At 47.1% G+C, this 24,326-nt stretch carries 19 protein-coding genes; 7 read left to right on the plus strand and 12 right to left on the minus strand.

Annotation, left to right across the window (positions count from 1 at the left end):
- Positions 1-96: 96 nt before the first annotated feature.
- Positions 97-1,182: an OmpP1/FadL family transporter gene (locus R7P35_RS02135; protein ID WP_193837204.1), complete on the plus strand. Its 1,086-nt coding sequence runs from the start codon at positions 97-99 to the stop codon at positions 1,180-1,182.
- A 176-nt stretch (positions 1,183-1,358) separates the two neighbouring features.
- The gene (locus R7P35_RS02140) at positions 1,359-2,156 is read left to right on the plus strand and encodes a hypothetical protein (RefSeq protein ID WP_138939636.1); all 798 of its coding nucleotides are present in this window, start codon (positions 1,359-1,361) and stop codon (positions 2,154-2,156) included.
- 47 nt (positions 2,157-2,203) lie between these two features.
- Here R7P35_RS02140 and speG read toward each other — a convergent pair whose 3' ends face one another.
- Positions 2,204-2,743 carry a spermidine N1-acetyltransferase gene (gene speG, locus R7P35_RS02145; protein WP_005375417.1) on the minus strand — a complete coding sequence of 180 codons (540 nt, stop codon included), beginning with the start codon at positions 2,741-2,743 and terminating at the stop codon, positions 2,204-2,206.
- Positions 2,744-2,989: 246 nt separating this feature from the next.
- On the opposite strand from speG, the gene R7P35_RS02150 reads away from it, so the two are divergent.
- On the plus strand, positions 2,990-3,142 hold the full coding sequence (locus R7P35_RS02150) for a hypothetical protein (protein ID WP_005375418.1): 153 nt from the start codon (positions 2,990-2,992) through the stop codon (positions 3,140-3,142).
- A 112-nt stretch (positions 3,143-3,254) separates the two neighbouring features.
- On the opposite strand, the gene R7P35_RS02155 is transcribed toward R7P35_RS02150, so the two are convergent.
- The 7 genes from R7P35_RS02155 to R7P35_RS02185 all read right to left on the minus strand — a co-directional run bounded on the left by R7P35_RS02155 (position 3,255) and on the right by R7P35_RS02185 (position 13,387).
- A complete protein-coding gene (locus R7P35_RS02155) occupies positions 3,255-4,304 on the minus strand; it encodes a sensor domain-containing diguanylate cyclase (RefSeq protein WP_205461298.1) in 1,050 nt (349 codons plus the stop codon).
- 282 nt (positions 4,305-4,586) lie between these two features.
- A complete protein-coding gene (locus tag R7P35_RS02160; RefSeq protein ID WP_005375420.1) occupies positions 4,587-5,438 on the minus strand; it encodes a carbenicillin-hydrolyzing class A beta-lactamase CARB-42 in 852 nt (283 codons plus the stop codon).
- Between the two features lie 324 nt (positions 5,439-5,762).
- Positions 5,763-6,314, minus strand: a complete 552-nt coding sequence (gene copI / locus R7P35_RS02165) for a copper-resistant cuproprotein CopI (RefSeq protein ID WP_054574439.1) — start codon at positions 6,312-6,314, stop codon at positions 5,763-5,765.
- A 76-nt stretch (positions 6,315-6,390) separates the two neighbouring features.
- Positions 6,391-9,570, minus strand: a complete 3,180-nt coding sequence (locus R7P35_RS02170; protein WP_213904541.1) for an efflux RND transporter permease subunit — start codon at positions 9,568-9,570, stop codon at positions 6,391-6,393.
- Positions 9,571-9,572: 2 nt separating this feature from the next.
- Complete coding sequence (locus R7P35_RS02175; protein WP_213904540.1) at positions 9,573-11,291, minus strand: efflux RND transporter periplasmic adaptor subunit; 1,719 nt, start codon at positions 11,289-11,291, stop codon at positions 9,573-9,575.
- 146 nt (positions 11,292-11,437) lie between these two features.
- Entirely contained in the window at positions 11,438-12,829 is a 1,392-nt protein-coding gene (locus tag R7P35_RS02180) for a TolC family protein (protein WP_104029242.1), read from the minus strand.
- Positions 12,830-12,964: 135 nt separating this feature from the next.
- Positions 12,965-13,387: a hypothetical protein gene (locus R7P35_RS02185; RefSeq protein ID WP_205461304.1), complete on the minus strand. Its 423-nt coding sequence runs from the start codon at positions 13,385-13,387 to the stop codon at positions 12,965-12,967.
- Between the two features lie 304 nt (positions 13,388-13,691).
- Between R7P35_RS02185 and fdhF the strand changes: the two genes are divergently transcribed.
- Entirely contained in the window at positions 13,692-17,930 is a 4,239-nt protein-coding gene (gene fdhF, locus R7P35_RS02190; RefSeq protein ID WP_213904539.1) for a formate dehydrogenase subunit alpha, read from the plus strand.
- A gap of 384 nt (positions 17,931-18,314) precedes the next feature.
- Positions 18,315-18,686, plus strand: a complete 372-nt coding sequence (locus R7P35_RS02195; protein ID WP_005375433.1) for a hypothetical protein — start codon at positions 18,315-18,317, stop codon at positions 18,684-18,686.
- 109 nt (positions 18,687-18,795) lie between these two features.
- Here R7P35_RS02195 and R7P35_RS02200 read toward each other — a convergent pair whose 3' ends face one another.
- From R7P35_RS02200 to R7P35_RS02215, 4 genes are all read right to left on the minus strand, one after another.
- A complete protein-coding gene (locus tag R7P35_RS02200) occupies positions 18,796-19,893 on the minus strand; it encodes an ABC transporter permease (RefSeq protein ID WP_017635233.1) in 1,098 nt (365 codons plus the stop codon).
- Positions 19,893-20,819 (minus strand): ABC transporter ATP-binding protein, encoded by a 927-nt coding sequence (locus tag R7P35_RS02205; protein ID WP_213871213.1) that lies wholly within the window; start codon positions 20,817-20,819, stop codon positions 19,893-19,895. Before R7P35_RS02205 ends, R7P35_RS02200 begins: the two co-directional genes overlap by 1 nt.
- A gap of 4 nt (positions 20,820-20,823) precedes the next feature.
- Positions 20,824-21,774, minus strand: a complete 951-nt coding sequence (locus tag R7P35_RS02210) for an HlyD family secretion protein (protein ID WP_372036095.1) — start codon at positions 21,772-21,774, stop codon at positions 20,824-20,826.
- A gap of 207 nt (positions 21,775-21,981) precedes the next feature.
- A complete protein-coding gene (locus R7P35_RS02215) occupies positions 21,982-22,773 on the minus strand; it encodes a PhzF family phenazine biosynthesis protein (RefSeq protein WP_042521526.1) in 792 nt (263 codons plus the stop codon).
- Positions 22,774-22,960: 187 nt separating this feature from the next.
- Between R7P35_RS02215 and R7P35_RS02220 the strand changes: the two genes are divergently transcribed.
- A complete protein-coding gene (locus R7P35_RS02220; protein WP_042521524.1) occupies positions 22,961-23,494 on the plus strand; it encodes a YbhB/YbcL family Raf kinase inhibitor-like protein in 534 nt (177 codons plus the stop codon).
- A 19-nt stretch (positions 23,495-23,513) separates the two neighbouring features.
- Positions 23,514-24,293 carry a helix-turn-helix domain-containing protein gene (locus tag R7P35_RS02225; RefSeq protein ID WP_005375447.1) on the plus strand — a complete coding sequence of 260 codons (780 nt, stop codon included), beginning with the start codon at positions 23,514-23,516 and terminating at the stop codon, positions 24,291-24,293.
- The last annotated feature ends 33 nt before the right edge of the window (positions 24,294-24,326 follow it).

Raw genomic sequence — 24,326 nt, forward strand, 5'->3', positions numbered from 1 at the left:
ACAACACCCCCACGCTGTGTGCGATTGGCCAATGCCTTTCATTGATATACAACCACCGTCGCAGCGTGGGTTCCCCTAACAATAATAGGTTTTAGCATGAAAAATCTTTCAAAAATCGTCGTAGCGAGCTCTCTACTGACGTGTGCTGCTGCGCAAGCGGGTGGGTTATACCTTTACGAAACAACAGCATCGGATATTGGTTTGGCATCCGCTGGTATGGCGGCTCGTGCGCAAGATGCCTCAGTAATGGCAGCAAACCCGGCTGGTCTGGCGAATGTTTCTGGTAAATCTTTCTCTGGTAACCTGATTGGCCTTTACGGTGACGCGCAATTAGACACGATGACTGGCGATGCGGGCAACGTGATTGGTTTTGTTCCTATGGCGTCGGCATTTTACAGCCAACAAGTGAACGACAAATGGACGCTGGGTATTGGTCTGTATGGCAACTACGGTCTTGGCCTCGAGTACGAAGGTCTTTTGGGTGATCATTTAGATATTCCTACAGCAACGACGCAAGCCTTGACCATTCAACCTTCCGCTTCTTACCGCATCAATGATCACTGGTCTGTGGGTGCGGCGCTTGGCATTCAGTACGGTATGTATGAAGTGGAAACGAAGGGAGCCTTGAACTTCAATGACGAAGACCAAGATACTCAGCTCAACGGCCGAGTAGGTGTGCTTTATGAGGCAACACCAGGCACGCGTCTTGGTCTGTCTTACTCTTCTGAAACCGAATTTGAATTCGACAAGAGTAACTCCATTGCTCCACAACAACTGATCTTCAGTGCTTACCATGAAGTGAATGATGACCTAGCGGTGATGTGGAACGTGAACTGGCAAGACTGGAGCGAATACACAACCACGCTGAACGTAGAGACACAAGACACTTACCAAATCGCATTGGGTACTCAGTACAAACTGAATGAAAAAATGATGTGGAATGCAGGTTTTGCATTCGATACCAGCATGTATGAAAGTCAATCAAACGGTGACATTACCGTTCCTACTGGCAAGGCGTACCGCATTGGTACAGGCATTGATTACAAATTGGATTCAGAAAACTCAATTGGTTTCGCGTTTGAAGCGATCTTGATGGAATCGTCAGAAACTCCACGCTTACAAGCTGGCTTTGATGAGCCTGCGCTGTACTTCATGAGCATGAGCTACAACTGGAAAAACTAATCATTCCTAATCGCTAAAACGCCTTCCTTACAGGCCATTCTACCCTAACTACCTGCACTGGATGCTGTCACGCCATCTAAGGTAGTTAGGGCGCTTCTGTCACATCCAGTGAGTGATGATTCAAAAAATATCTGCGCAGCTAAGTGCGGGTATTCAACATCTCAAAGGACTAAAAAATGAAAAACAAACTAGCGTTAGTGTGTACGACTTTGTTGGTCAGTACGTTGGCTCATGGTGCCGAGCATCGAGTAAAAGGCAATAAAAACAAGTTGGCGGATGACCCAACAAAAGTCATCACGAAATTTGGCGCGTCTTACGCAAACAACTACGATTTTGATGATCAAAACATCTCATTCTCGGGCTCACTTGCGCTTGACCAAGCGCGCAAAATTAACCTGCGTATCAATGATGATGCGAGCGAGTGGCGTATTGGTGGCTCGTGGCTGTTTCCGGTCGGTATCGTGAACTTCAACTTCGGTAAAAATGAATACGTAAACGGCGCGGATCAAACCAACTACAGCGTTGGTACCTTTATGCCGCTAAGTTATTTCGGGATTGAGCCAGCAGGCTTCCAAATTTTCCCAATGGCAGGCTATACGTACAACACTGGTGATGTTCCTGTTTGTGACGGTGCAGAAAGTAGTCTCTGTAGCGAGCCTAACTTTACGGGTACGCCAAGTGCAGAGAATGGCTTCAATATGATGAGCTCTTCAGGCAGTAGCGGTTACGTTGGTGCATTTGCGCTGAAATCGTTTACCAAAGAGCTGACGTTAATCAGCTTCGCAGCAGGCACTTACGGCTCAGAAAACAGTGAAGGAGAGAACTACAAAGGCTTCTTTGGTGGTATCGGCCTTGGTTACCTCGTGAGCAAACGCCACTCTTTTAACGTAATGACGTTTGTCATGGACAACAACACCTATTTGGATGAAGCAGACAAGCGCATCGTATTATCATATCAATATCAATTTGAATAAATAAAAACGCAGCCCAAATAGCTGCGTTTTTACTTTGATAGAATGAACTAGTGAATTGAGTTGTTTTCTTCGATCTTTTTCTGGTACTGGTGTTTTAATATATACATGCGCTTAACATCGCTGTAAGCGCCGTTAATAAAGTATTCTTCTACAAGGTGACCTTCTTCGATAAAGCCGCACTTTTTGTATAAGTGAATAGCGACTTCGTTATCCACTGCGACTAATAAGTAGATTTTACGTAGATTAAGAATTGAGAATGAGTAATCTAACGCACGATTAATCATCTCTGTCGCATAACCTCGGCCTTGATGCTCTGGGGCGATGATTATCTGAAATTCCGCGCTGCGGTGAATGTAGTTAATCTCGATCAGCTCAACTAAGCCAATTACGATGCCGTCTTCATCTTCGACGACAAAACGCCTTTCAGCGTCATCATGTATATGTTTTCGATAAAGTTCTTCGAGCTCGTCATAAGACTCGTAAGGTTCTTCGAACCAGTAGGCCATGATATTTCGGTTGTTATTCAGTTCATGAATAAAGCGCAAATCAGAACGTTCTAATGCACGCATTTTTAGGCCTTTCTTCATCATTTTTCTCCAATGAGGGCGGAGAATACCTCCGCACTTGATGCTAGAAAATATTACCGTATTTCACAAGAATCGCGCATCTTTTTTTGGAAAATATCCTGTGATTTTCAATGTGGAAACTTAGAGTTCACGACAAATATAAATTAATCTTTACGATAAAAAACTCGATTAGGTGCTTTGCCTAATATCGTATTAAATACCGCGCAACGACTTAGTGTCTTAATCTAAACAAACAAGGTATTCAATATGTTTTCAATCGGTGACGTAGTAGTAGCGACTAAAGGTATCGATCTTGGCGAAATGGTTGTTACAGGTTTAAGCAGTGGCGGTTTTTACACACATGTAAAAGCAGGCGAAAAAACACTAACTTACCCAGCTAAAGATCTTAAGAAAGCATAATTAAATTTGCTCATTCTTATTTTTAACTGGCTTAAAGTTCGTATTAGTTATTTTAAGCGGGTTAGAATCGATAAAAGGTAGCGCAATGAGTCACTACCTTTTTTTATTTTTTCTACCTTTCTTTACCAATATGAAACTCAACGCGATTTCTTCCGGTTTCTTTTGCCTTGTAAAGTGCTAAGTCGGCGCGTTTAACGAGTGGTTCAAATGAGTCGTCGAGACGACAGACTTGAGTTACCCCAATACTCGCGGTGAAGCTCATATCACAACCTGAATGTTGAACGGTCGTCGTTTCTAGTGCATTACGAATCGTTTCTAATGTGTCTAGAGCTTGCTGTGATGAGCGACTTCTTAATACGATGGCAAACTCTTCACCGCCAACTCTGGCAAGTAAGTCACAATCAAGTAGATGACTTTTAATAGTATTAACTGCATGGATCAGTGATTTATCGCCTGCGTCATGACCAAATCGGTCATTGAGGCTTTTAAAATTGTCGAGATCTAAAATAGCAACATGGAAGTCAATGCCCTGGGTTCGGTATTCATTTAGGCGGCTTTCGATTTGTCGCATGAACTCTCTGCGGTTTGGAATACCTGTTAGATCATCCGTCGTGGCGAGGTGTTCCATTTTCATAATCTGTATATGAAGGGCAATGTTTAAAGCAATCCAATTAGCGATGCACTGAAGCTGTGCCGCTTGTTCGTTTGTGTAAATGTGCGTTTGATGATGCGCAACGTTAAGCGTTCCTAGGCAGACTTTACCGTGCATTAAAGGCGCGTCCATACACGTACCCATACCATTGGATGCGAGCATCACACAATCGATCTCATCAGATTGCGTAACATCGTCGCAGATCATCAGTTGTTGCTTTTTGAACACTCGGCCAACAAACGCTTGATGAATGGGCACTAAAAATTCAGCGGGAATCGCTTTACTACCAGAGAAAGAGTAGACCTTTAAATGATCATTGTTTTCATAAAGTGTGATACTCGCACGGTCAGAATTAAATATACGATTTATCCATTCTGCCACCGTATCAAGTACTTGCTGTAGTGTTTCCGATTGAGCTAAAAAGTGAACAAACCCTATCGGCATACATATCGGACTTTCCATGTTTTGCATCGATAAGTCATCAGGGTTAAAAGTTCTTTCAAGTCTCAATAGACATCTCCTTGGCAATGTTGCAAATACCAACAATAAATTACGTGAAGCTATTTTGTAGAAAATGTGCTTCTTGGTAAGAGTATGGTTCAATTATCGCCGTTTTTGTGCATTTGGTTGCTTAATGTGGGCGTTAACTCACCCTAAATAAGTAAATCTTATACCTATTTATAAGTAAGTCATTACTCAATAAGTGGTGTTTTTAAGATGGAAGTGCAGAATGAGCCCTTCTGGAAGAGAAGGGCTAGAAAAGGATACAAATAGGGTCAGGTGAGTGGTGAGTTAATTGTCTTTGTACTTTTGTAAAATCAACTGACTTATCTGCGCAACGAGTTGGTCCCTAGCTTGAAGTGAGAGCTCGGTTTCTGTGACATAAATACTAATGTAAACAGGTCGATGATTTTCCTTCCATATAATCGCGTTAATGCCACGCGAACCATGACCTCCCGCACCAGAACGGTCTGCAATAGACCAACCTGTTGGTAATACAGAACGCATTAACGAGTCTGAAACTTTGTTGTCCTGCATCCAGATTTTTAATTGCACACGAGACTCATAAGACAACGTTTCGCCTTCGACCAAAGTTCGTAGAGTGTTTAGTATGGCGTTAGGTGTGGTTGTGTCGCGGCTGTCGCCTGGTGTGGCTTCGTTCAAGCGAGGTTCTATTCTGTCTAGGCGCGTTGCTTTATCTCCAATTGTTCGCAGAAACATTGTTACGGCCTTAGGGCCGCCAATTTCATTTAATACCAAGTTGGCTGCAGTATTATCACTCATTAACATAGCGGCTTCACACGCGTGCTCTATGCGTGTGTTTTGGCCTGCGAGCTTATCCATCACTGGAGACCATACAACGATACTGCGCTCATCGACTTTTGCGGTCGCATTTTTACTTAGCTTACCGCTGTCCATATCACTTAGCATTTTGGCACAAGCTAGGGTTTTGAATGTGCTCATGAGTGGGAAGCGTTCATCGCCACGGTAATCCCAACGCTCGTCTGCTTGGGTATCCCAAACTGACACCCCAATTCTGCTTGAGGTTTGTTGCTCGAGGAGAGAAATGTCCTCATTCAGTTGGGACGCGTAACTTAGGGTTGAGCAAACCATTAGCCCAGCCAACAAAAATAACTTTTTCATGGATCGTGTTCTTCAATTTTAGTTTTAGTTCGCACGGTAGCGATGTCACGTAAACTATAACGAGCCAATACTCTAAACACTGTTAAATCTATGTCTATTTTATGTAGGATTCTTTGCAATACGCTTAAACGGTCTCAATATGGGGAGAAGAGTGTTGCTATCAAGGCCTGTAGTTTGGCTTATATATTACGTCAGTGATTCGGTCACAAAAATATCTTAGCGAGAGACACTGGCTCAGAATTTCTTATCATGAGCTAACGAATAGTTTGATCCAGAAATAAAAGGAGCTGAATCATCAGCTCCTTTGTCTATTTGGATAATTACTTACAGTTCAATCTTTTTAACCATGCCCGATTCTGCATGGCCCGGAATGTTGCACGCGAACTCAACCTTGTTGTCACCGTGGAAGTGCCACAACAACTGCTTCGCTTTGCCTGGTTCGACCGTCACAGAGTTGCCCGAGTCGTGCATATGATCACCGCTCATTGTCTTCATCATTTCACGATGTTCTAGCTGCTCTTTAGCCGAACCAATCGTAAACTCGTGGTTGATCTTACCGGTGTTCATGACTACAAACTGCACCACATCGTTTGGCTCAATCTTGACGTCTTTCTTGAACTTGATGGTCATGTCATCACCCAAGATTACGTGTACCACCTTGTCTGGCTTTGCCCCTTTCGCTGGCATACCTACTGCCGACATGCCCGGCATATCCATCATGTTTGAATGGTCCATTTTACTGTGGTCCATCTTCATGCTGCCGTGGTCCATGTTTTCATGCTTCATGTTGCCATGGTCCATGTTTGAATGATCCATTTGGGCAAACGCAGTCGTTGTTGTTAGGGCTAGAGCAAGAGTGATTAGTGTCTTTTTCATTTTTATATCCTTGTTTTAATTCATTAATAACTTGGTTGCTTCCCCTCAAACGGCATGTTTGAGAGGAAGGTAGGGATTAAGCGTTGTTGTTTACATCACTAGCTTGTGTGCCAGCTTGGTGATTAGTCGCATTGCTTGGGCGCAACTCACGTTGTTTCCACAGCTTGAAGATGGCTGGAAGCACTAACAGCGTCAGCAGCAGTGCCGATGCCATACCGCCAATCATTGGTGCAGCGATACGTTGCATCACTTCTGAGCCTGTCCCTTCGCCGTACATGATCGGAATCAGACCAATAATGACCGTCAGTACCGTCATCATTACTGGGCGAACACGCAGGCCCGCACCTTCACGAATGGCATCGGTTAGGTCTTTCGCCTCAAGCTTCTGTTGGCTCTCTTCCGCATCGAGTTTTTTGTAGTGCCATGCTTGGTTGAGGTAGACGAGCATGATGACCCCAATCTCAACCGCGACGCCTGCTAGGGCAATAAAGCCGACCCCAACGGCAATCGAGAAGTTGTAGTTGAGGATATGCATGAGCCATAAGCCACCGACCATAGCGAGCGGTAGCGTAAGCATGATGATCATTACTTCGCCGACACGACGGAAGCTGAAGTAAAGCAGCAGCATAATGATGGCGATGGTGATTGGTACCACGACACTCAAGCGGTCTTTCGCACGCTCCATGTATTCGTATTGACCAGACCAAGCCAGGGAGTAACCCGCAGGAAGTTCCAATTGATCAGCAACAACCTGTTGCGCTTCCACGACGTAAGAGCCAAGGTCACGACCATCGATGTCGACAAATACCCAGCCGTTTGGACGCGCGTTTTCCGTTTTGATCATTGGAGGGCCGTCTTCGTAACGAATATCCGCTACGTCAGCCAGCGCAATACGGGCGCCATTTGGTGTAACTAACGGCAGGTTTTGCAGTTTAACCACTGAATCACGGTAGTCTTGTGGGTAACGAACGTTGATTGGGTAACGCTCCAAGCCTTCAATGGTTTCACCCACATTCATGCCACCCACCGCAGTGGAGATCACTTGCTGAACGTCTTTGATGCTTAAGCCATAACGCGCTGCGGCACGACGTTTAATGTCGACCGTGACATAACGACCACCTGCTACACGTTCCGCATAAACAGATGCTGTACCTTGTACGCCATTAAGAATTGGCTCTAGCTGAGAGCCGATCTTCTCTATTACTTTCAGATCGGGACCGGCGATCTTAATGCCAATAGGGGTTTTGATGCCCGTTGCTAGCATGTCGATACGCGTTTTGATAGGCATTACCCAAGCGTTAGTAAGACCAGGGAACTGAACCAACTTGTCGAACTCTTTGCGCAATGACTCGGTTGTTACCCCTTCGCGCCATTGATCGCGTGGCTTCAACTGAATCACGGTTTCAATCATGGTGAGTGGCGCTGGATCGGTTGCGGTCTCAGCTCGGCCAATTTTGCCCCATACGGTTTTCACTTCTGGAACGGTTTTGATCAGCTTGTTGGTTTGTTGTAGAAGCTCGCGCGCTTTACCAATTGAGATACCCGGATAGGTCGTTGGCATGTACATCAAGTCGCCCTCATCCAGCGGCGGGATGAACTCGCTACCCAGTTTACTGGTTGGGTAGTAAGCCGATGCCATCAGACCTAATGCGATAACAATCATGGTCTTAGGGTATTTTAAGCTGGTGTTCAACAACGGACGGTACAACGCGACCAAGCCACGGTTAACTGGGTTTTTGTGTTCTGGTAACACCTTACCGCGAATGAAGTAGCCCATAAGTACAGGGACGAGTGTGATTGCCAAACCTGCTGCCGCTGCCATGGCGTACGTCTTAGTGAGCGCAAGCGGCGAGAACATCTTGCCTTCTTGGCCTTCTAAGGCGAACACCGGTACGAAGCTAAGTGTAATGATCAGCAATGAGAAGAACAGCGGTGCGCCGACTTCTTCTGCGGCTTTGCCTATTACTTGCCAGCGGTTTTTATCGGTCAGTGGCGTTCGTTCAATGTGCTTGTGAACGTTTTCAATCATCACGATCGCACCATCTACCATGGCACCAATGGCTATCGCAATACCACCCAAGGACATGATGTTGGCGTTGATGCCTTGCCAATGCATTACGATAAACGCACTAAGAATACCAACCGGTAGGCTCAGAGCGATAACCAACGAAGAACGAATGTGGAATAGGAACAACGCACACACAATCGCGACGACGATGAACTCTTCTGCAAGCTTCTTCCAGAGGTTTTCTACCGCTGAATCGATAAGGGTAGAGCGGTCGTAGGTTGTAACAATTTCCACGCCTTCTGGTAGGCTGCGTTGCAGGTCTGCTAGCTTGTCTTTGACTTTCGAAATCACCTCACTGGCATTTTCACCAAAGCGCATCACGATAACACCACCTACCGCTTCACCTTCGCCATTCAGCTCTGAGATACCACGGCGCATTTGCGGACCAAGGTTAATGTCTGCGATGTCTCCTAAGAGCAACGGCGTGCCTTTCTCAGTGACTTTGAGAGGCAGTGACTTGATGTCTTCAATGCTGGTTAGGTAACCCGTGGTACGAACCATGTGCTCGGCTTCAGCCACTTCGATAACGGACGCGCCGGTTTCTTGGTTGCCGTTTTGGATTGCCATGTTCACTTGTTGCAAAGTGAGGTTGTACGCACGCAGCTTGGCAGGATCAATCTGCACTTGATACTGCTTCACCATACCGCCCACGGTCGCAACTTCAGAAACGCCATCAACGGTTTGCAATTCGTACTTCAGGAACCAGTCTTGCAGGCTGCGGAGATCCGCCAAATCATGCTTGCCGGTTTTGTCCTGTAATACGTAGCTGTAAACCCAGCCCACGCCAGTCGCATCAGGACCTAAGGTTGGTTTTGCGTTCGGTGGCAGCTTTGGTGCTACTTGGCTTAAGTACTCCAACACGCGTGAACGTGCCCAGTACATGTCGGTATCATCGTTGAAAATGATATAAACGTAAGAGTCACCAAAGAATGAGTAGCCACGAACTGTCTCAGCACCCGGCACGGCAAGCATGGCGGTGGTGAGTGGGTAAGTGACTTGATCCTCGACGACTTGAGGAGCTTGCCCCGGATAGCTTGTCTTGATGATCACTTGCACATCAGAAAGATCCGGAATCGCATCAACAGGCGTATTCTTTACACTGTAAAGTCCGCCTAATACAAGGGCTAAGGTCGCGACCAACACTAGGAATCGGTTGCTCAGTGACCAACGAATAATAGCATTGATCATAATTAACCCTCGACGGCTGTTGTTGCAGGAACTAGCTGTTTAAGAACGTAGTCAGATCCTTGTTTTTCAACTAGAAACCGAACTTTCTGTCCTTCTTCAAAACCCGATAGATCAACGTCTTCACCCACAGAGAAGTTCATCTCGCCTGCATCCCAGTTCCATTCTGCAACCGGTAGGTGGTTTAAGGTGATCATGCCAAAATCAGCCATCAGCATGCTAATGTCACCAGTTAGCCAAACCTCTGCGGCAATGACGCTGTTGTCTGCCTTGTAGTCGATGATTTGGTACTGACCGGACTCCGTCTTTTGCATTTCAAATTCGATAGCCTGACCTTTTTTCAAGTCACCCATCTCAACGCCATCTGCGAAAGTGAAGTTCATTACCATGCCCGGCCAATCCCATTCTGGTACAGGCTGGTGGTTGATGGTCAGCATACGGTGATCTTTCATCACATCCGTGATCTCACCTTTGGCCCATGCCGTTTCTGCTGCTGCTTCTACACCATTGATGCGAGACAGATCCGCCGACTGGCTTGATTCAGAGTCGAGCATGAAGTGAGATGAAGTAACGATCTTATCGCCTTGTTTAAGTCCTTGTAATACTTCGATTTGTTCGCCAGCTTCGCGGCCAGCTTCAATTCGAGCAGAACGGTATTTGCCATCACCTTCCGCCAGAACAACGCGAGTCATACCGCCAGAGCGGATAACAGATGATTTAGGAATCGTTAATACTGCGTCATCAGTGACAGGCTGAAGGGCAATGTTGGCGAACATGTTTGGCTTCAATGCGCCATCTGGGTTAGGGAATTTAAGGCGCACACGCAACGTACGTGTTTTCGGATCGAGGATTGGGTACACATAATCGACAACACCTTGCCATTCATTGCCCGGAATCGCGTCAAGGGTCATCGTGGCTTGAGAACCCGCTTTCATCCAGTGCGCTTGACGCTCAAAGACTTCTGCATCAACCCAAACATTGTCCAAAGGACCTGCACTGATCACCGCTTGAGCAGGGGATAAATAGCCACCTTCACGCACGTTTAAGCTCGCGATAACGCCATCAGCAGGCGCTTTGATTTCAATGGTTTGCGATGCTTTACCGCTACGAGTAATGGATTTGATTTGAGCGCGGTCAACCCCAAGCGTTACCAAGCGTTCGGTCGCGCCTTTTACAAGACCTTTGCGGCCAGTGCGGTACGCATTTAGCAATTCTTCTTGTGCTTTAACCAGTTCAGGAGAGTAGAGCGTGAAAAGCACATCGCCTTTCTTCACTTTCTCACCGACGGCATTGATGTAGAGTTTTTCTACCCAACCCGCCACACGAACGTTGGTTTGCCATAACAGACTTTCATCAAAGGCAATATAGCCAACCGTTTCGATGCGTGGTGATAGCTGTTGTAGTGTCGCGTTTGCGGTTTTAACCCCGAGGTTGTTTTCTACTGAAGGGTCAATAGTCACTGTACCCGGTGCGTCTTGTTCACCGGATAGGTCTTCTGCGTAAACCGGAATCAAATCCATGCCCATTGGGGATTTACCCGGCTTGTCGCGTTTGTAGTTCGGATCCATTGGGGCAACCCAGTAAAGCGGATCATTAGAGCTTGCAGTAGGTTCGCCACCCATCGCACTCATGTCGTGAGCCGAACCCGTAAGAAAATGATTAGCACCAAACCCTAAAGCACCACCAACAATCAGCGCGATGGTTGCAATTTTTAATGTTTTCATTGTATTACCTTATTTTCCCCTTCACATTTGACGCTACAGCGTTGTTGCCTGCTCTCGTTCACCCAAATCACATAGCAGATCTATGCTCATGGGATTCTCTCGTTTTCCGCCTAGCTGCAGCCCCAACTGTCTTGGGGAATCACAAATTAATATGTCGAAATAGAGCGAGCTTCCGGTGAAGCCACTTGGTAGTCGAAACCACCGAGTAGGGTGGCTAAATTGCTGTTTGCGATGTTGAGATCGGTCAGCAGACGTTGTTGCTCTAATTGCAGAGCCAACTCGTCAGTCGTGGCAGAAATCACATCGTTAAACTGCGCTGTGTTGTTTTGATAACCCCGCTCAACGGCTTGAATGCGCGCTTTCGCTTGAGGCAATAAGGTGGATTGATAACGTTCTAAGCGTTGGGTTAAGTTGCCGCGATCAACCAACAGAGTGTTCACCTTGGCATTCATCTGCGTTAGTAAGGTGTCTTTTTGTGATTGTGCCGCGCCAACTTGGTATTGAGCGGCCGCGAGATTGCGATCTTGGCGGTCACCCGTAAACAACGGAATGTCCATGGTTAGGTAAGCGCTGACCAAATCGGAGGCGGGTTCACCCATCATGTTGTCGGCTTGGCGGTAGGCGTACATTACTTCGACGCCAAATTGTGGGTTGTAGGCTTGCTCAGCAATTTCCACCTGCGTTTTATTGGCAGAAATACTGACGTCGGCCATCTTAACCATCGGGTGTTGGCTGAGTTGCTGATAATGCTTGGTGGAACCCTGACTGGCAGCAAGTTTGCTGTTCAGTGTGTCCCAATTAAGTTGATTGCTCGCGTGCAGAGCCTCTTCGTTTGCCAACCAATCTGACCCCAACCATTCGGAGAGTTGAGAGATAAGACGACGTTGCATTTGTGCGTTGGCTTGCAGTTTCTCATCCAACTTGCTGACTTGAAGCTGGGCATTGAGCAGATCTTGCGCTTCACTCTTACCAATCGAATAGTTGGTTTGAATAAAGCTTTCCATCTCCTTCATCAACTTGCGATTCTCAAGCATGATTTGTTCAGCGCGTTGCTGGTAACCAAGTTCTAACCAAAGTTGAGTCATGCTGTTGGCTACTTCAAGCTCACGAGCATGGACTTGAAGCCCAAGGCCGTCGGCTTGTTGATTGGCTTTTTTCTGCTGTAAATCAAGCGTCGAGCCACGCTCAAACTGTTGCATTAAACCAACGGAGATGTTGGTCATTGGGTCTTCATCGAATTTGAAGCTGTCGACAGGCAAGCCACCAAAACCCACTTTCAGTTTTGGGTCCATCAAGGTCGCACTCGCGACGCCCGTTTCACGCATGGCAGCAGATTGCGCAGAGTATTGCTTACGATTGCCATCGTTACTCAAAGCGACGTTGATCAGTTGGGCAAGCTTGGTCGTTGAAGCTCGCTCACTTGATGCGGAATTTTGCGCTGCGTGCGTCTCTTTTCCTGCGGCGTTAACCAAGGTAGGCGCAGCGACCAGAGCCACCATAAAAATAGGTGCAGCTAAGCGGTATGGTTTGATATCCATAATCTAAATCCAGTGTTCGCCGGATCGATGGAGGTGCGGATTTTATTGCGGGAACAGTAAAGCCTTGTTACCTCATCGTTCAGGCGCATTAAAACAACCTGCGATACACGCGCAGGGTCGAATGCTAGGACGGATTTAGGCTATTGGAGGTCGATATAGGTCGCGGCTGACGTGTACGACTGGGGAAGCAACTTCAGGAGTAATAGTTGCGCGATAGACGACGGGCATTGGGCTATTGATAGGATTCGGTAGGGGGACGAAAACTATCGTACACGCGGCAGTACAGCAGGTATGAACCATGCCGGAGCCTCCACCACAGTTCATGCTGGTTTCTCTTGCATCGCCATCTTCGGACATAGAAGCGTCTGTCATGGAGACGTCCATCATGCCAGGCATACCGCAGTGTTCGCTGTCACTCATCATAGAAGGATGGTGAGCCATGCCAATAGACATCATTTGAATATTCATCAACGGCTCACTGTTCGCCACACTAGATACCAATAGCACTAGCGTCGTGAAGAGAGTTAACCAGATTGTATGCAGCGATTTTAAGTGCATACCCTTTCCCATGTGTTTGATGAAAATGATGAAAACCCTTCGATTCTAAAGGTTAACCTAAGGGTAAGGTCAATCATTTATTACTCTTATTATCAAAATAGTCCAACCCTTCTGTTTTCGCACTTAAACGTTTGTTAAACACCGAGTGTTGAAAGTTAGCGAAAGAAGCTCTCGCTTTTTATGACACGTGAAAAATGTGGTTTATAAGTTTTACATCACACTAACTTGTCTTACAAATGATTATCCTTATAAAATGCATGGTTTTACTTGTGCAGATTTGGATTTGCTTTGCTGCGGGGGTTGCATGATAGAAATTGTCATCGATGGAAAATATAGAATTGTAGAAGAGGGTCTAACCCTTTTAGAAGCAGCAAAAGTGTGTGGGGTCGAGATCCCATCGCTGTGCGGAATGAACAAAAGTAATGAAAAAGTACCGTGTGACTTGTGTGTGGTTGAAGTCGAAAGCGGCGGTACTAAGCGTGCGTGTGAACTTGAAGTTTACCGCGGCCTTAATGTGGTCACGCAATCAGAACAATTAAGCGAGCACCGCAGAAAAGCACTTAACCGTATCATGACGGATCATTACGCCGATTGTGAAGCGCCATGTAAAACAGCATGTCCAGCGGGCGTGGATATCCAGTCGTACCTATATCACATCGCACAGAACGATCATCAAAAAGCGATTGAAGTGATTAAGCGTACGTTGCCTATGCCGTTATCGATTGGCCGTGTGTGCCCGGCATTTTGTGAGAGTGAATGTCGCCGCTCGTTAGTCGATGAGCCTATTGCAATTCGTCAGCTAAAACGTCATGCCGCGGATGCGGATTTGTCTGCGCATGAAGCCTACGTACCAGAAAAGAAACCAAGCAAAGGTTTGAACATTGCCGTCGTCGGCAGTGGTCCTGGTGGTCTGACAGCTGGCTACTACCTATCGAACGAAGGCTACGACGTTACGGTCTTTGAATCCATGCCAAAAGCGGGCGGTTGGTTGCGTTACGGTATTCCAGAATACCGTTTACCAAAAGACATTCTCGATAAAGAAATCGAACTGATGTGCCGCAATGGCATGCAAGTTCACACCAATCAAAAGCTAGGTGTGGATTTCACGCTTTCTCAATTGAGCGAAGAATACGACGCAGTGTGTTTGGCTGTCGGTGCGTCTCAAGCGGTTGAAATGCGTTACACAGGCAGTGACCTTGAAGGTTGCTACTTAGGCGTTGATTACCTTAAAGATTACGTCACTGAGCAAAACTATGTAACGGGTCAAAAAGTCGCGGTGATCGGTGGTGGTAACACGGCAATTGACTGTGCTCGTACTGCGCGTCGTGCTGGTGCAGACACCACGTTGATTTACCGTCGTACCCGTGACGAAATGCCAGCAGAAGACTACGAGATTGTCGAAGCGGAACACGAAGGGGTGAAATTCCACTTCTTGACCAACCCGGCAGAAAACCTTGCCGATGAAACCGGACGCGTGAGTGCGATTCGTCTAGAGCGCATGGCGTTGGGTGAGCCGGATGCATCTGGTCGTCGAAGCCCTAAACCAACCGGCGAGTTCTTTACCGAAGAGTTCGACACCGTAATTGCGGCAGTATCGCAAAAGCCAGACCTGAGCTTCCTAGAAGGTGAAGACTTATCTATTCCGCTAACGCGCTGGAACACCTCTGATGCAGATGAAAAGACCATGCACACAGGCACGGGTAACATCTTCAGTATTGGTGATTTCCGCCGTGGTCCAGCAACGGCAGTTGAAGCGGTAGGTGATGGTCGTGTTGCGGCAAAAGCCATTGATCTATTTTTGAATGGCGATATGGCAGATATGCCAAAGGCGGCGTTCAACTCGCGCAAAGAGAAGAAACTCTCTCAAGTCGATCCGCTTCACTTCGAGAACATCCAAAAAGTCGCTCGCTCTATCATGCCAGAGCTGACTCCAACACAACGCGAGCAAAGCTTCGCTGAAGTGGAGTTGGGCTTTGATAACCAAGAAGCGATGCAGGAAGCGGCGCGCTGTCTTGAATGTGGTTGTCAGGCAAATACCGATTGTGCGCTGCGTGATTACTCCACCGAATATGAAGCAGAGCAAAGCTTTGACTTCTCTTTGCAGATTAAATCGCATCAAGATTGGTTAGATCTTCGTACGAAAGACTTGCGTCATAAGTACGAAGTTGACCGTAGTTCTGAGTTTATTGAGTTTGATGCTAACCGCTGTATTAGCTGTGGGCAGTGTATCCAAGCGTGTCGCGACAAAGCCGTGCACGGCGTACTGAACTTTGTGTGCGACAAACAAGGTCGTCCTGCATTACGTCCTGATGATCGTCCACACTTTGGAAGTAACAAGAATGGCTTAACCCTAATGGGCGATTCGAACTGCGTGCAATGTGGCGCGTGCGTTCAAGTGTGCCCAACGGGCGCGATGGTTGATAGTCGTGACCGTTCGCAAGGTCGTACTGAAGATCTGAAAGCGGTCGACACCATTTGTACATACTGTGGTGTGGGTTGTAAGTTGACTATGTTCGTGGACGAAGCAACCAATACGATTCGTTACGTGAAAGGCGGTGACTCGCCGGTGAACCAAGGCATGCTATGTGTGAAAGGGCGCTTTGGTTTTGACTTCATTGGCAGTGAAGAGCGTCTTACCACGCCATTGATCCGTAAAGACGGTTGGCTGCAACCTGCAAGCTGGGAAGAGGCGATTCAACTGATTGCGAGCAAGTTCTCAGGCATCAAGCAAGATTTTGGCAGCAACGCATTGGCGGGTTTCTCTTCAGCGAAAACCACCAACGAAGACAACTACGCGTTCCAAAAATTTGTCCGTCGTGAACTGGGCACCAATAACGTCGATCACTGTGCGCGTTTGTGTCACGCATCGAGTGTAACCGGCCTTGAAGCGTCACTGGGTAGTGGTGCAATGACCAATGACATCCCAAGTATTAAGCACTCGGATGTGATCTTTATTATTGGTTCGGATACCACATCAGCACACCCGATCATCGCTTCACATATCAAACAAGCAATTCGTCACCACGGCGCTCGTTTGATTGTGGCTGACCCGAAACGTGTCGATATGGCAGAGCATGCAGAGCTGTATATGGCGCACCGTTCGGGTACGGATGTGATGCTCCTGAACGGCGTCATGCAGCAGATCATTAAGAACGGCTGGTACGATCAAGAGTACATCGAAGAACGTGTCGACGGCTTTGATACCTTACTGCAAGAAGTAATGTCGCCAGCTTACAACCTCGATAAAGTGGAGTTGGTTACAGGCGTTAAAGCTGAAGACATTCAAGCAATGGCGCGCATGATCGGTACGGCAGATCGTACGGCTGTTTACTACTCGATGGGTATCACTCAGCACACGACAGGTCATGACAACGTGCGTTCTATCGCTAACCTGCAATTGCTGTGTGGCAACATCGGTATTGAAGGTGGTGGTATTAACCCGCTACGTGGTCAATCTAACGTGCAAGGCGCGTGTGATATGGGCGCGTTGCCAAACAGCTTCCCGGGCTATCAAAAGGTATACAACCCAATTGTGCGTCAGAAGTTTGCGATTGAATGGAATGCACCAAATCTGCCTTCTGAGCAAGGTCTAACCCTGACAGAAATCATTGATGCGGCTTGCCATCGTGACGTTCGTGGTATGTACATCATGGGTGAGAACCCAGTGTTGAGTGACCCGAACCAAGCGCATGTGATTGAAGGTTTAGAAACGCTCGACTTCTTGGTGGTTCAAGACATCTTCCTAACGGAGACTGCACAATACGCGGATGTGGTTCTACCTTCTTGCTCGTTTGCAGAGAAAGCGGGTCACTTCACCAATACGGAGCGTCGTGTTCAGCGTGTGAATCCGGTCGTAACGGCACCGGGTGAAGCGAAAGAAGATTGGTGGATTATTCAAGAAATTGCCAATGCCATGGGCAGTGATTGGGATTACCACTGCGTGTCTGATATCACCAATGAAATCACACGAGTGACACCTCAATACGCGGGTCTTCGTTGGGATGCCATTACGCCAAACGGTGTGCAATGGCCGAGCAACAAGAACAACCCGGCAGGTACTCGCATCATGCACCAAACCCAGTTTACTCGTGGTAAAGGGCAAATGGTGGGCGTACCGTTCCGTTATGCGGCTGAACTGCCAGATGAGGAGTATCCGCTTGTGTTAACGACTGGTCGTGTGCTTGAGCAGTTCCATACCGGCACTATGACGCGCAAAACCAAAGGGTTGGATAACCTGGCTGGTCCACGTGCGATGGTGAGCGTGGAAGACGCAGAAGCGCTTGGCATCAGTAATGGTCAGCGTCTGACGGTGTCTACACGTCGCGGCAGCATTGAGATTGATGCCTTTGTGACTAAGCGGATTCAAAAAGGTGTGGTGTTCATTCCATTTCACTTTGTTGAATCGCCAGTCAACCGTTTAACGACAACGGCGACGGACCCGCATGCGAAGATCCCTGAGTTCAAGGTCGCTGCGGTTAAAGTGGAAGTGAGCGAAAAAACAACGCAGACAGAGTCTCTCGAAGATAGTTACCAACACGTTTAAATTCGGTGAGTCACATTGTTGTGGTCACTGACAATTTGAGCCTAGTTGATGGGCGGATAATCTAATCTTGATTTCCGCTCTCACTACATTCACTCGGATTGTCTTTTTCTTCCAACTCCTTTTACTTTTCTGTTATCACCGCGCTCCGGTTAGTTTTCCTTTCTTACTTCTTACTTCTTACTTCTTACTTCTTGCTGTCTCTGTGGCGTATTTTTGTTCAAGCCCATGATGAGAGTGCAATAAAGTTTGTTGTTGAGCTTGTCATAGAATTGACTGTCTCTGACTGTCCTCTGTTATTTGGGCAAGTTCTATAACCTAAACTTTGCTCGCTTCCTATACTGAATTAACGAAGCAAGATTTTTATAACAACAAGAGGAAGCTTGTATGACAAGAACAACCTCATTTGCACTCGTTTTATTACTTATGTGCGCATACTTTGGTTACAACCGTTATTATGTATACCCCCAGCAGTTGGAAACACAGGCGAAGTCCATGCTAATACAAATGGCAAATCGCGAAGAGTGGGTCGATGTGTTTGAGATGATGAATCGCGTAGACGCGCACAAGGGCCATTTGGAACTTGTTGCTGACGTGACATCCTCTGATGGTCAGCGTGCGTACAGTGAAGGTATTATCACGTACACGGATCGCGAAGGCGTTGTCTGTAAACAGGTAGTGTTCAACTTTAAAATAAACTCTTTGAAAAACTACAATATTTCCGATTTACGAGATTGTTCCTACGGTGAGTACTATTAATATTGTCTGAGAGTTGAGCTCGATAGCGCAGTGTATGAATACAGAAACAAAAAATAGCCCTTCGTTGGGGCTATTTTTGTTTTTAAGGAATGAACGTAATATCGTGGAATTAGTCGAGTGATTTTTTGAAGCGAAATGAAGCGACAATAAGGCCGATAACGGTGAATCCAAGTAACCAAACTGTATCTCGCCATAGCTCCATTAGGTCTGCACCACGCAGCACAACACCACGAATAATGCGCATAAAGTGAGTGGCTGGTAGGGCTTCTGATATCCATTGTGCGGCGACGGGCATTCCTTCATAAGGGAACATAAATCCGGACAGAAGAATCGACGGCAAAAGAATAAACACCGTCATCTGCATGGCCTGAAGCTGTGTCGTCGCAATGGTGGATATCACCAAACCTAAGGTTAAACTCGCGGCGATAAACAGCAGCGTGCCAAACAGTATCTGACTAATGGCGCCGTTTATCGGCACACCAAATATCCAGTGCCCCAAGCCTAAAATGATAAACACTTGTATCAGACCAACAAAGATGTAGGGAATGATCTTCGCCACCATGAGTTCGATGGAGTGGATTGGCGTAGTAATCAATAACTCCAAATTGCCTCGTTCCCGTTCCCGAACAATGGCCGCACTGGTGAACAAGATCATCGTCATAGTCAGAATCACGCCCAATAGACCGGGGACAATGTTCACCGCCGAGCGCCGACTCGGGTTGTAATACAGCGCAACTTCAAAGGTTTTGGTTGGAGCAGGGCGTATCTCAAAATCAAAATCTGTTAACGGCATGGTTTGCAGTGAGAGAATCGCAGAACTGATCATGGTGTCTGAACCATCTACAATCCACTGCCCAAGCTCTCGCCCTTGCACCATACGTTGGGTTAAGTCGCTAGGCAGAATTAAAGCCGCTCGCACCAAACCGTCTTGAATGGCTTGCTCGGCTTCAGAAGCGGTAGCGAAGGTTTCGACCACATCGACCACTTGTGTGACTTTGACGGATTCGGTAATCACACGCCCGGCAGTACTGCCACTTTGATCGACGACGCCAACGGGAATGTTGCGAATATCCGTATTAATGGCAAAGCCGAACAGCAAAAGCTGAATCAACGGGATCATCACGACCATGCCAAAGGTAATTCGGTCACGTGAAAGCTGACGGATCTCTTTGATCATCACCGCTTTCATACGGGCAATAGATTTCATCATTGGCGACCTTCTCCCGTCACGCTGACAAACACATCTTCCAAGCTCGGGCGAGCAATGTTCATCTCGCAGCCCTCAAGCTCTGGAAAGGTCTGGGTTAACCATTCGATCGGTTGTTCGATGTGCTGGTGGATCAAAATGCGTAAGCGAATGCCTAGTTGTGCGGCAGAACGGACCTCTTCACGCTGAATGACTTTCTCTTTTAGCTCGCGTAAATTATCCGCTTTGACTTCGACGATGTTAACGCCCATTTGCGCCATGAGTTCTTCTGGCTCACCATCGGCGCGGATTTCGCCCGCTTCCATAATCGCCAGACGATGACAGCGTTCGGCTTCGTCCATGTAGTGCGTAGTGACCAAAATCGTCGTGCCTTGGTCAGAGAGGTCAAACAACTGCTCCCAGAAATCGCGTCGGTTCTCTGGGTCAACCGCAGACGTGGGTTCATCGAGAAACAACAGTTCGGGTTTATGCATGGTGGCTGCGGCGAGAGATAAGCGTTGTTTCTGGCCGCCGCTCATTCCGCCGACGCGCTGTTTACGCAGTTGGTCGAGACCGTAGGTGGCTAGTTGTTCTCCGATGCGAGCTTTCAGGGCCTTGGTTTCCATTCCAAAGATTTGTCCAATAAACTCAAGATTCTCTTGAACCGTCAGGTCATCGTAGAAGGAGAACTTTTGCGTCATGTAGCCTATCTTGAGGCGCAGAAGCTCAGATTGTTTTGGGATCTCTAACCCGAGTACATCAACATTGCCTTCACTTGGGCTAAGCAATCCCGTCAACACTCGAATGGTTGTCGATTTACCGCAGCCGTTAGGGCCAAGAAAACCATAGATACTGCCTTTAGGCACATTAAGCGTGATGTTGTTGATGGCGGTGAAGTCACCAAACTTCTTCACTACATTTTCAGCTTGAATCGCGAATTCGGTCATTGGCTTACTCCACCAAATCCACTTGCGCTGGTATACCTGAAGGCAAGGATTTTGCTGAGTCTTGAAGGTCGACTTCTGCTAGGTACATCAAACGCGAGCGTTCTTCCTCGGTAAGCGCGAAATAAGGCGTGAATGAAGGCTCAGTCGCTACCCAACGAACGGTGCCGCTATATGGTTGCTCAACGCCATCTACATGCACGTTAACCGTTTTACCCGGCACAAAGTTGACTCGATAATTGGCAGGAACATAAACACGGGCGTATGGGACGCGGCTCGCTTGAATTACGGCAACAATGCCATTCACCGGAACGCGTTCACCAAGGTTAAACGGTAGGTTATCTAGCAAGCCATCTCGCGTGGCCGTGATGGTGAGTTCTGCCAGTTTCTGTTCTTGTAGTGCTACATCGGCTTTTGCAGCCATGAGTGCGGCTTTCGCTTGTTCAATATCTTCAGGACGAGAGCCAGCGGTCAGTTTGCTGAACTCTTCTTGTGAGGAGTCTAGCTCTGCACGGGCAGAATCTCTGGCTGCTAAAGCGGTGTCTTTTTCTGATTGGCTGATGAGTTTTTTACGAACTAACTCCGCTTTACGTTGGTAGTTCTTTTGCGCTTCAATCAATTGAGCTTCCGCTCTGGCAACGCGAGCTTGCGCTGCGGCAATGTCTTCTGGTCGCTCACCATTGGTCAATTTCAAAAGATAGGCGTCAGCCTTGGCTTGTTCGGCAACGGCGTGAGCTAAAACGGCTTCTTGGTTCTTTGTATCGAGCTGAACCAGCACTTCTCCTTCGGTGACTTGGCTGCCTTCCTTAATGGGTAGGGCACGAATTATCTCGCTAGAGGTGGCAGTGAAGGTTACGCGGTCACGTTCTAATGTGCCAAGGGCTTGCTGTCCGTCATCTTTGGAGCAGGCAGTTAAAAGAGTCAGGGCTAGGGTGCCAAGAATGATTCGCTTCATCATGCGACGCTTCCTCTAAGAAGGTGAGCTCGAACTCGTATCAAGCTATAGAAGAGTATGGGACTGCATTCAGTGTAACGTGAGTCAGTTTTGTCCGGCTAGGAAGTTAATTCCTTCAATATTCATCAATTGATTAATTATTGAAGCTGGCTTGATCCTGCGAAAGCCGTGCTTTACTTGGCTCTTTTAAGTTGATTACATGAATATCATTTAAACAAAAATCTTGCCTTTCATGTAGAGCACGCCGTCGCCAGATACTCTTACTTGTTCGCCAGTAACTTCACAGTGCAAAATGCCTCCGCGCTGAGAAGCTTGGTAAGCGACCAGTGATGTTTTGCCTAACGCTTCTGCCCAGAACGGTGCTAACCCAGCGTGAATCGAGCCAGTTACGGGGTCTTCGTCACCACCATTTGCAGGCCAAAAGTAACGAGATACAAAGTCTTGTTGATCGCCTTTCGCGGTAACGACCACATCGTAAGGAGCGAGTGTCTTGAGGTGCTCTGAACGGTATTGAACCTCAAGTACCTCCTGCTGGTTGCCGACCACCACGAAATACGCTTGAGGGCTAAGCAGTACGCGTTCCACATCGCAACTTAGGCCTTCAATCAATGCCGAGGGAATATCAGAAACGGCTTTTGGAGGACGAGCAGGGAACGTCATCTCGATCTTACCTTGCGCATTCTTCTCTACGGTGAGGGTTCCTACTTCCAGAGTATGAAATTCAATCGTGCCATTAATGCCAAACTCATCAAACAGAACTAACGACGAGGCCAGTGTCGCGTGTCCACAGAAATCGATTTCAGTAATCGGAGAGAACCAACGAATCTCATATTGGTTTGCGCCAATGGACTTTAGGAAAGCCGTCTCTGATAAGTTGTTTTCTGTCGCGATATTTTGCATCAACTCTGGGGCTAGCCATTCCTCTAACGGTACGACCGCTGCTGAGTTGCCTTTGAATTGCGTATCGGTGAAGGCGTCCACCACGTAGATATCCAATTCCATTTTCCTTCCTTGTTCCGTGAGCGATTAATTAGCATAAACCAAGTGCAATTAAGAGAGTAAGAAATTTGTGTTAGAATCTTAAAGTGTCAAAATTATAGATTGTTTTGTGTTTTTTGATACTTACTGACAAGGATTCGGACTGCTGGGTACTTACACTAGTGTTGAATTCATTGAAAGGAAGAAAAACATGAAAGCGATCTACAAATCAGTTTTGGCATTGAGTGTTTTTGCGGTCGGTTCTGCCCATGCATTTGAACTCGTGAGTAGAGATATTCAAGAAGGCCACCCGATGGCGAAGACATTTGAATACTCTGGTTGGGGATGTGATGGCGGGAATCAATCACCACAATTGATGTGGAAAGAAGCTCCAAAGGGCACAAAAAGTTTTGCGATCACCATGTATGACCCCGACGCGCCAACAGGCAGTGGTTTTTGGCATTGGATAGCGTTTAATATTCCATCCACCGTTAGCGAGCTGCCTCGAGGCATTTATATGAACAAGTTAGGCGGCAAAGAATCTCGTATTGACTACGGCACAACGGGGTTCGGCGGCGCGTGTCCTCCAAAGAATGATGGGATGCATCGTTACCAGTTTACGGTGTGGGCATTGCCAACTGAAGAACTGAATTTGGATGAAAACACGCCACCAGCCATTGTAGGGTTTACTTTGAATAGTGTTGCTTTGGGTAAAGCGACATTAGCCACGACTTACACGCGATAATTGAATATAAGGGGAGAGAATGGGTCACCAATATCAGGTTACGCTGTTTCGTGCGGAGCAGCAGCAGAAGCTTCGTAATGTCAGGATTCACTCCCCAAGCCTTATTCAGATTGTTAAGGGGAGTAAACATCTTTTCTGGAAAGATGGAGTACTCGACATCCATCATCCAAATATCATGCTTTGTGAAGCAAATGCATCCCTAAATTTTGAAAATCTTCCTCTACAAGGGCGATTTCTTTCTCGAATGTTCAGTTTTCACTGTGTGCCTAGCGATGAAATGTTGGAGCTAAGCATGAGCAACGCATTAGGAAACTATGTACCCGTTGTTGAGACAGATAAAGCATTGCAAGCGACGTTAAATGCTTTGTTTTCGTTTGAGCGGGAAAGCTTAAGTGAAGCGACACAACGCTATTGGATTATGGGCCTATATCAGCAGCTAGCTGAGAGAGGGTTATTGCATCGGTTGTTCTCGAGTTCACATATCTCTTTTAGTCAGAAACTTAGTCGTTACTTATCGCGCTCTCCAGGGGAGGAGCATCCATTAGATATGGTCGCGGGGCACTTTGCTATGAGCCGAGCAACATTGATACGAAAACTGAAACAAGAAGGTACCCAGTATCGTGAAGTATTGGCAGAAGTGCGCTTAAATCACGCACTTTACTTGATGCAAAATGGCTCGTATAACGTTGCGCTGCTCGCACAGTTGTGTGGTTATCAGTCAGAGGGGCGTTTTAGCCAACGCTTTAAAAGTAAGTTCGGCCTAACGCCCAGCGAGTATATTAAAACGGTAGTGAGTTAATGTTTTACCGCTTTTGTATTTTTTGTGCTTTTT

Origin of the sequence: Vibrio sp. Vb0304 (assembly GCF_033338995.1) — a bacterium.
Lineage (GTDB): Bacteria > Pseudomonadota > Gammaproteobacteria > Enterobacterales > Vibrionaceae > Vibrio > Vibrio alginolyticus.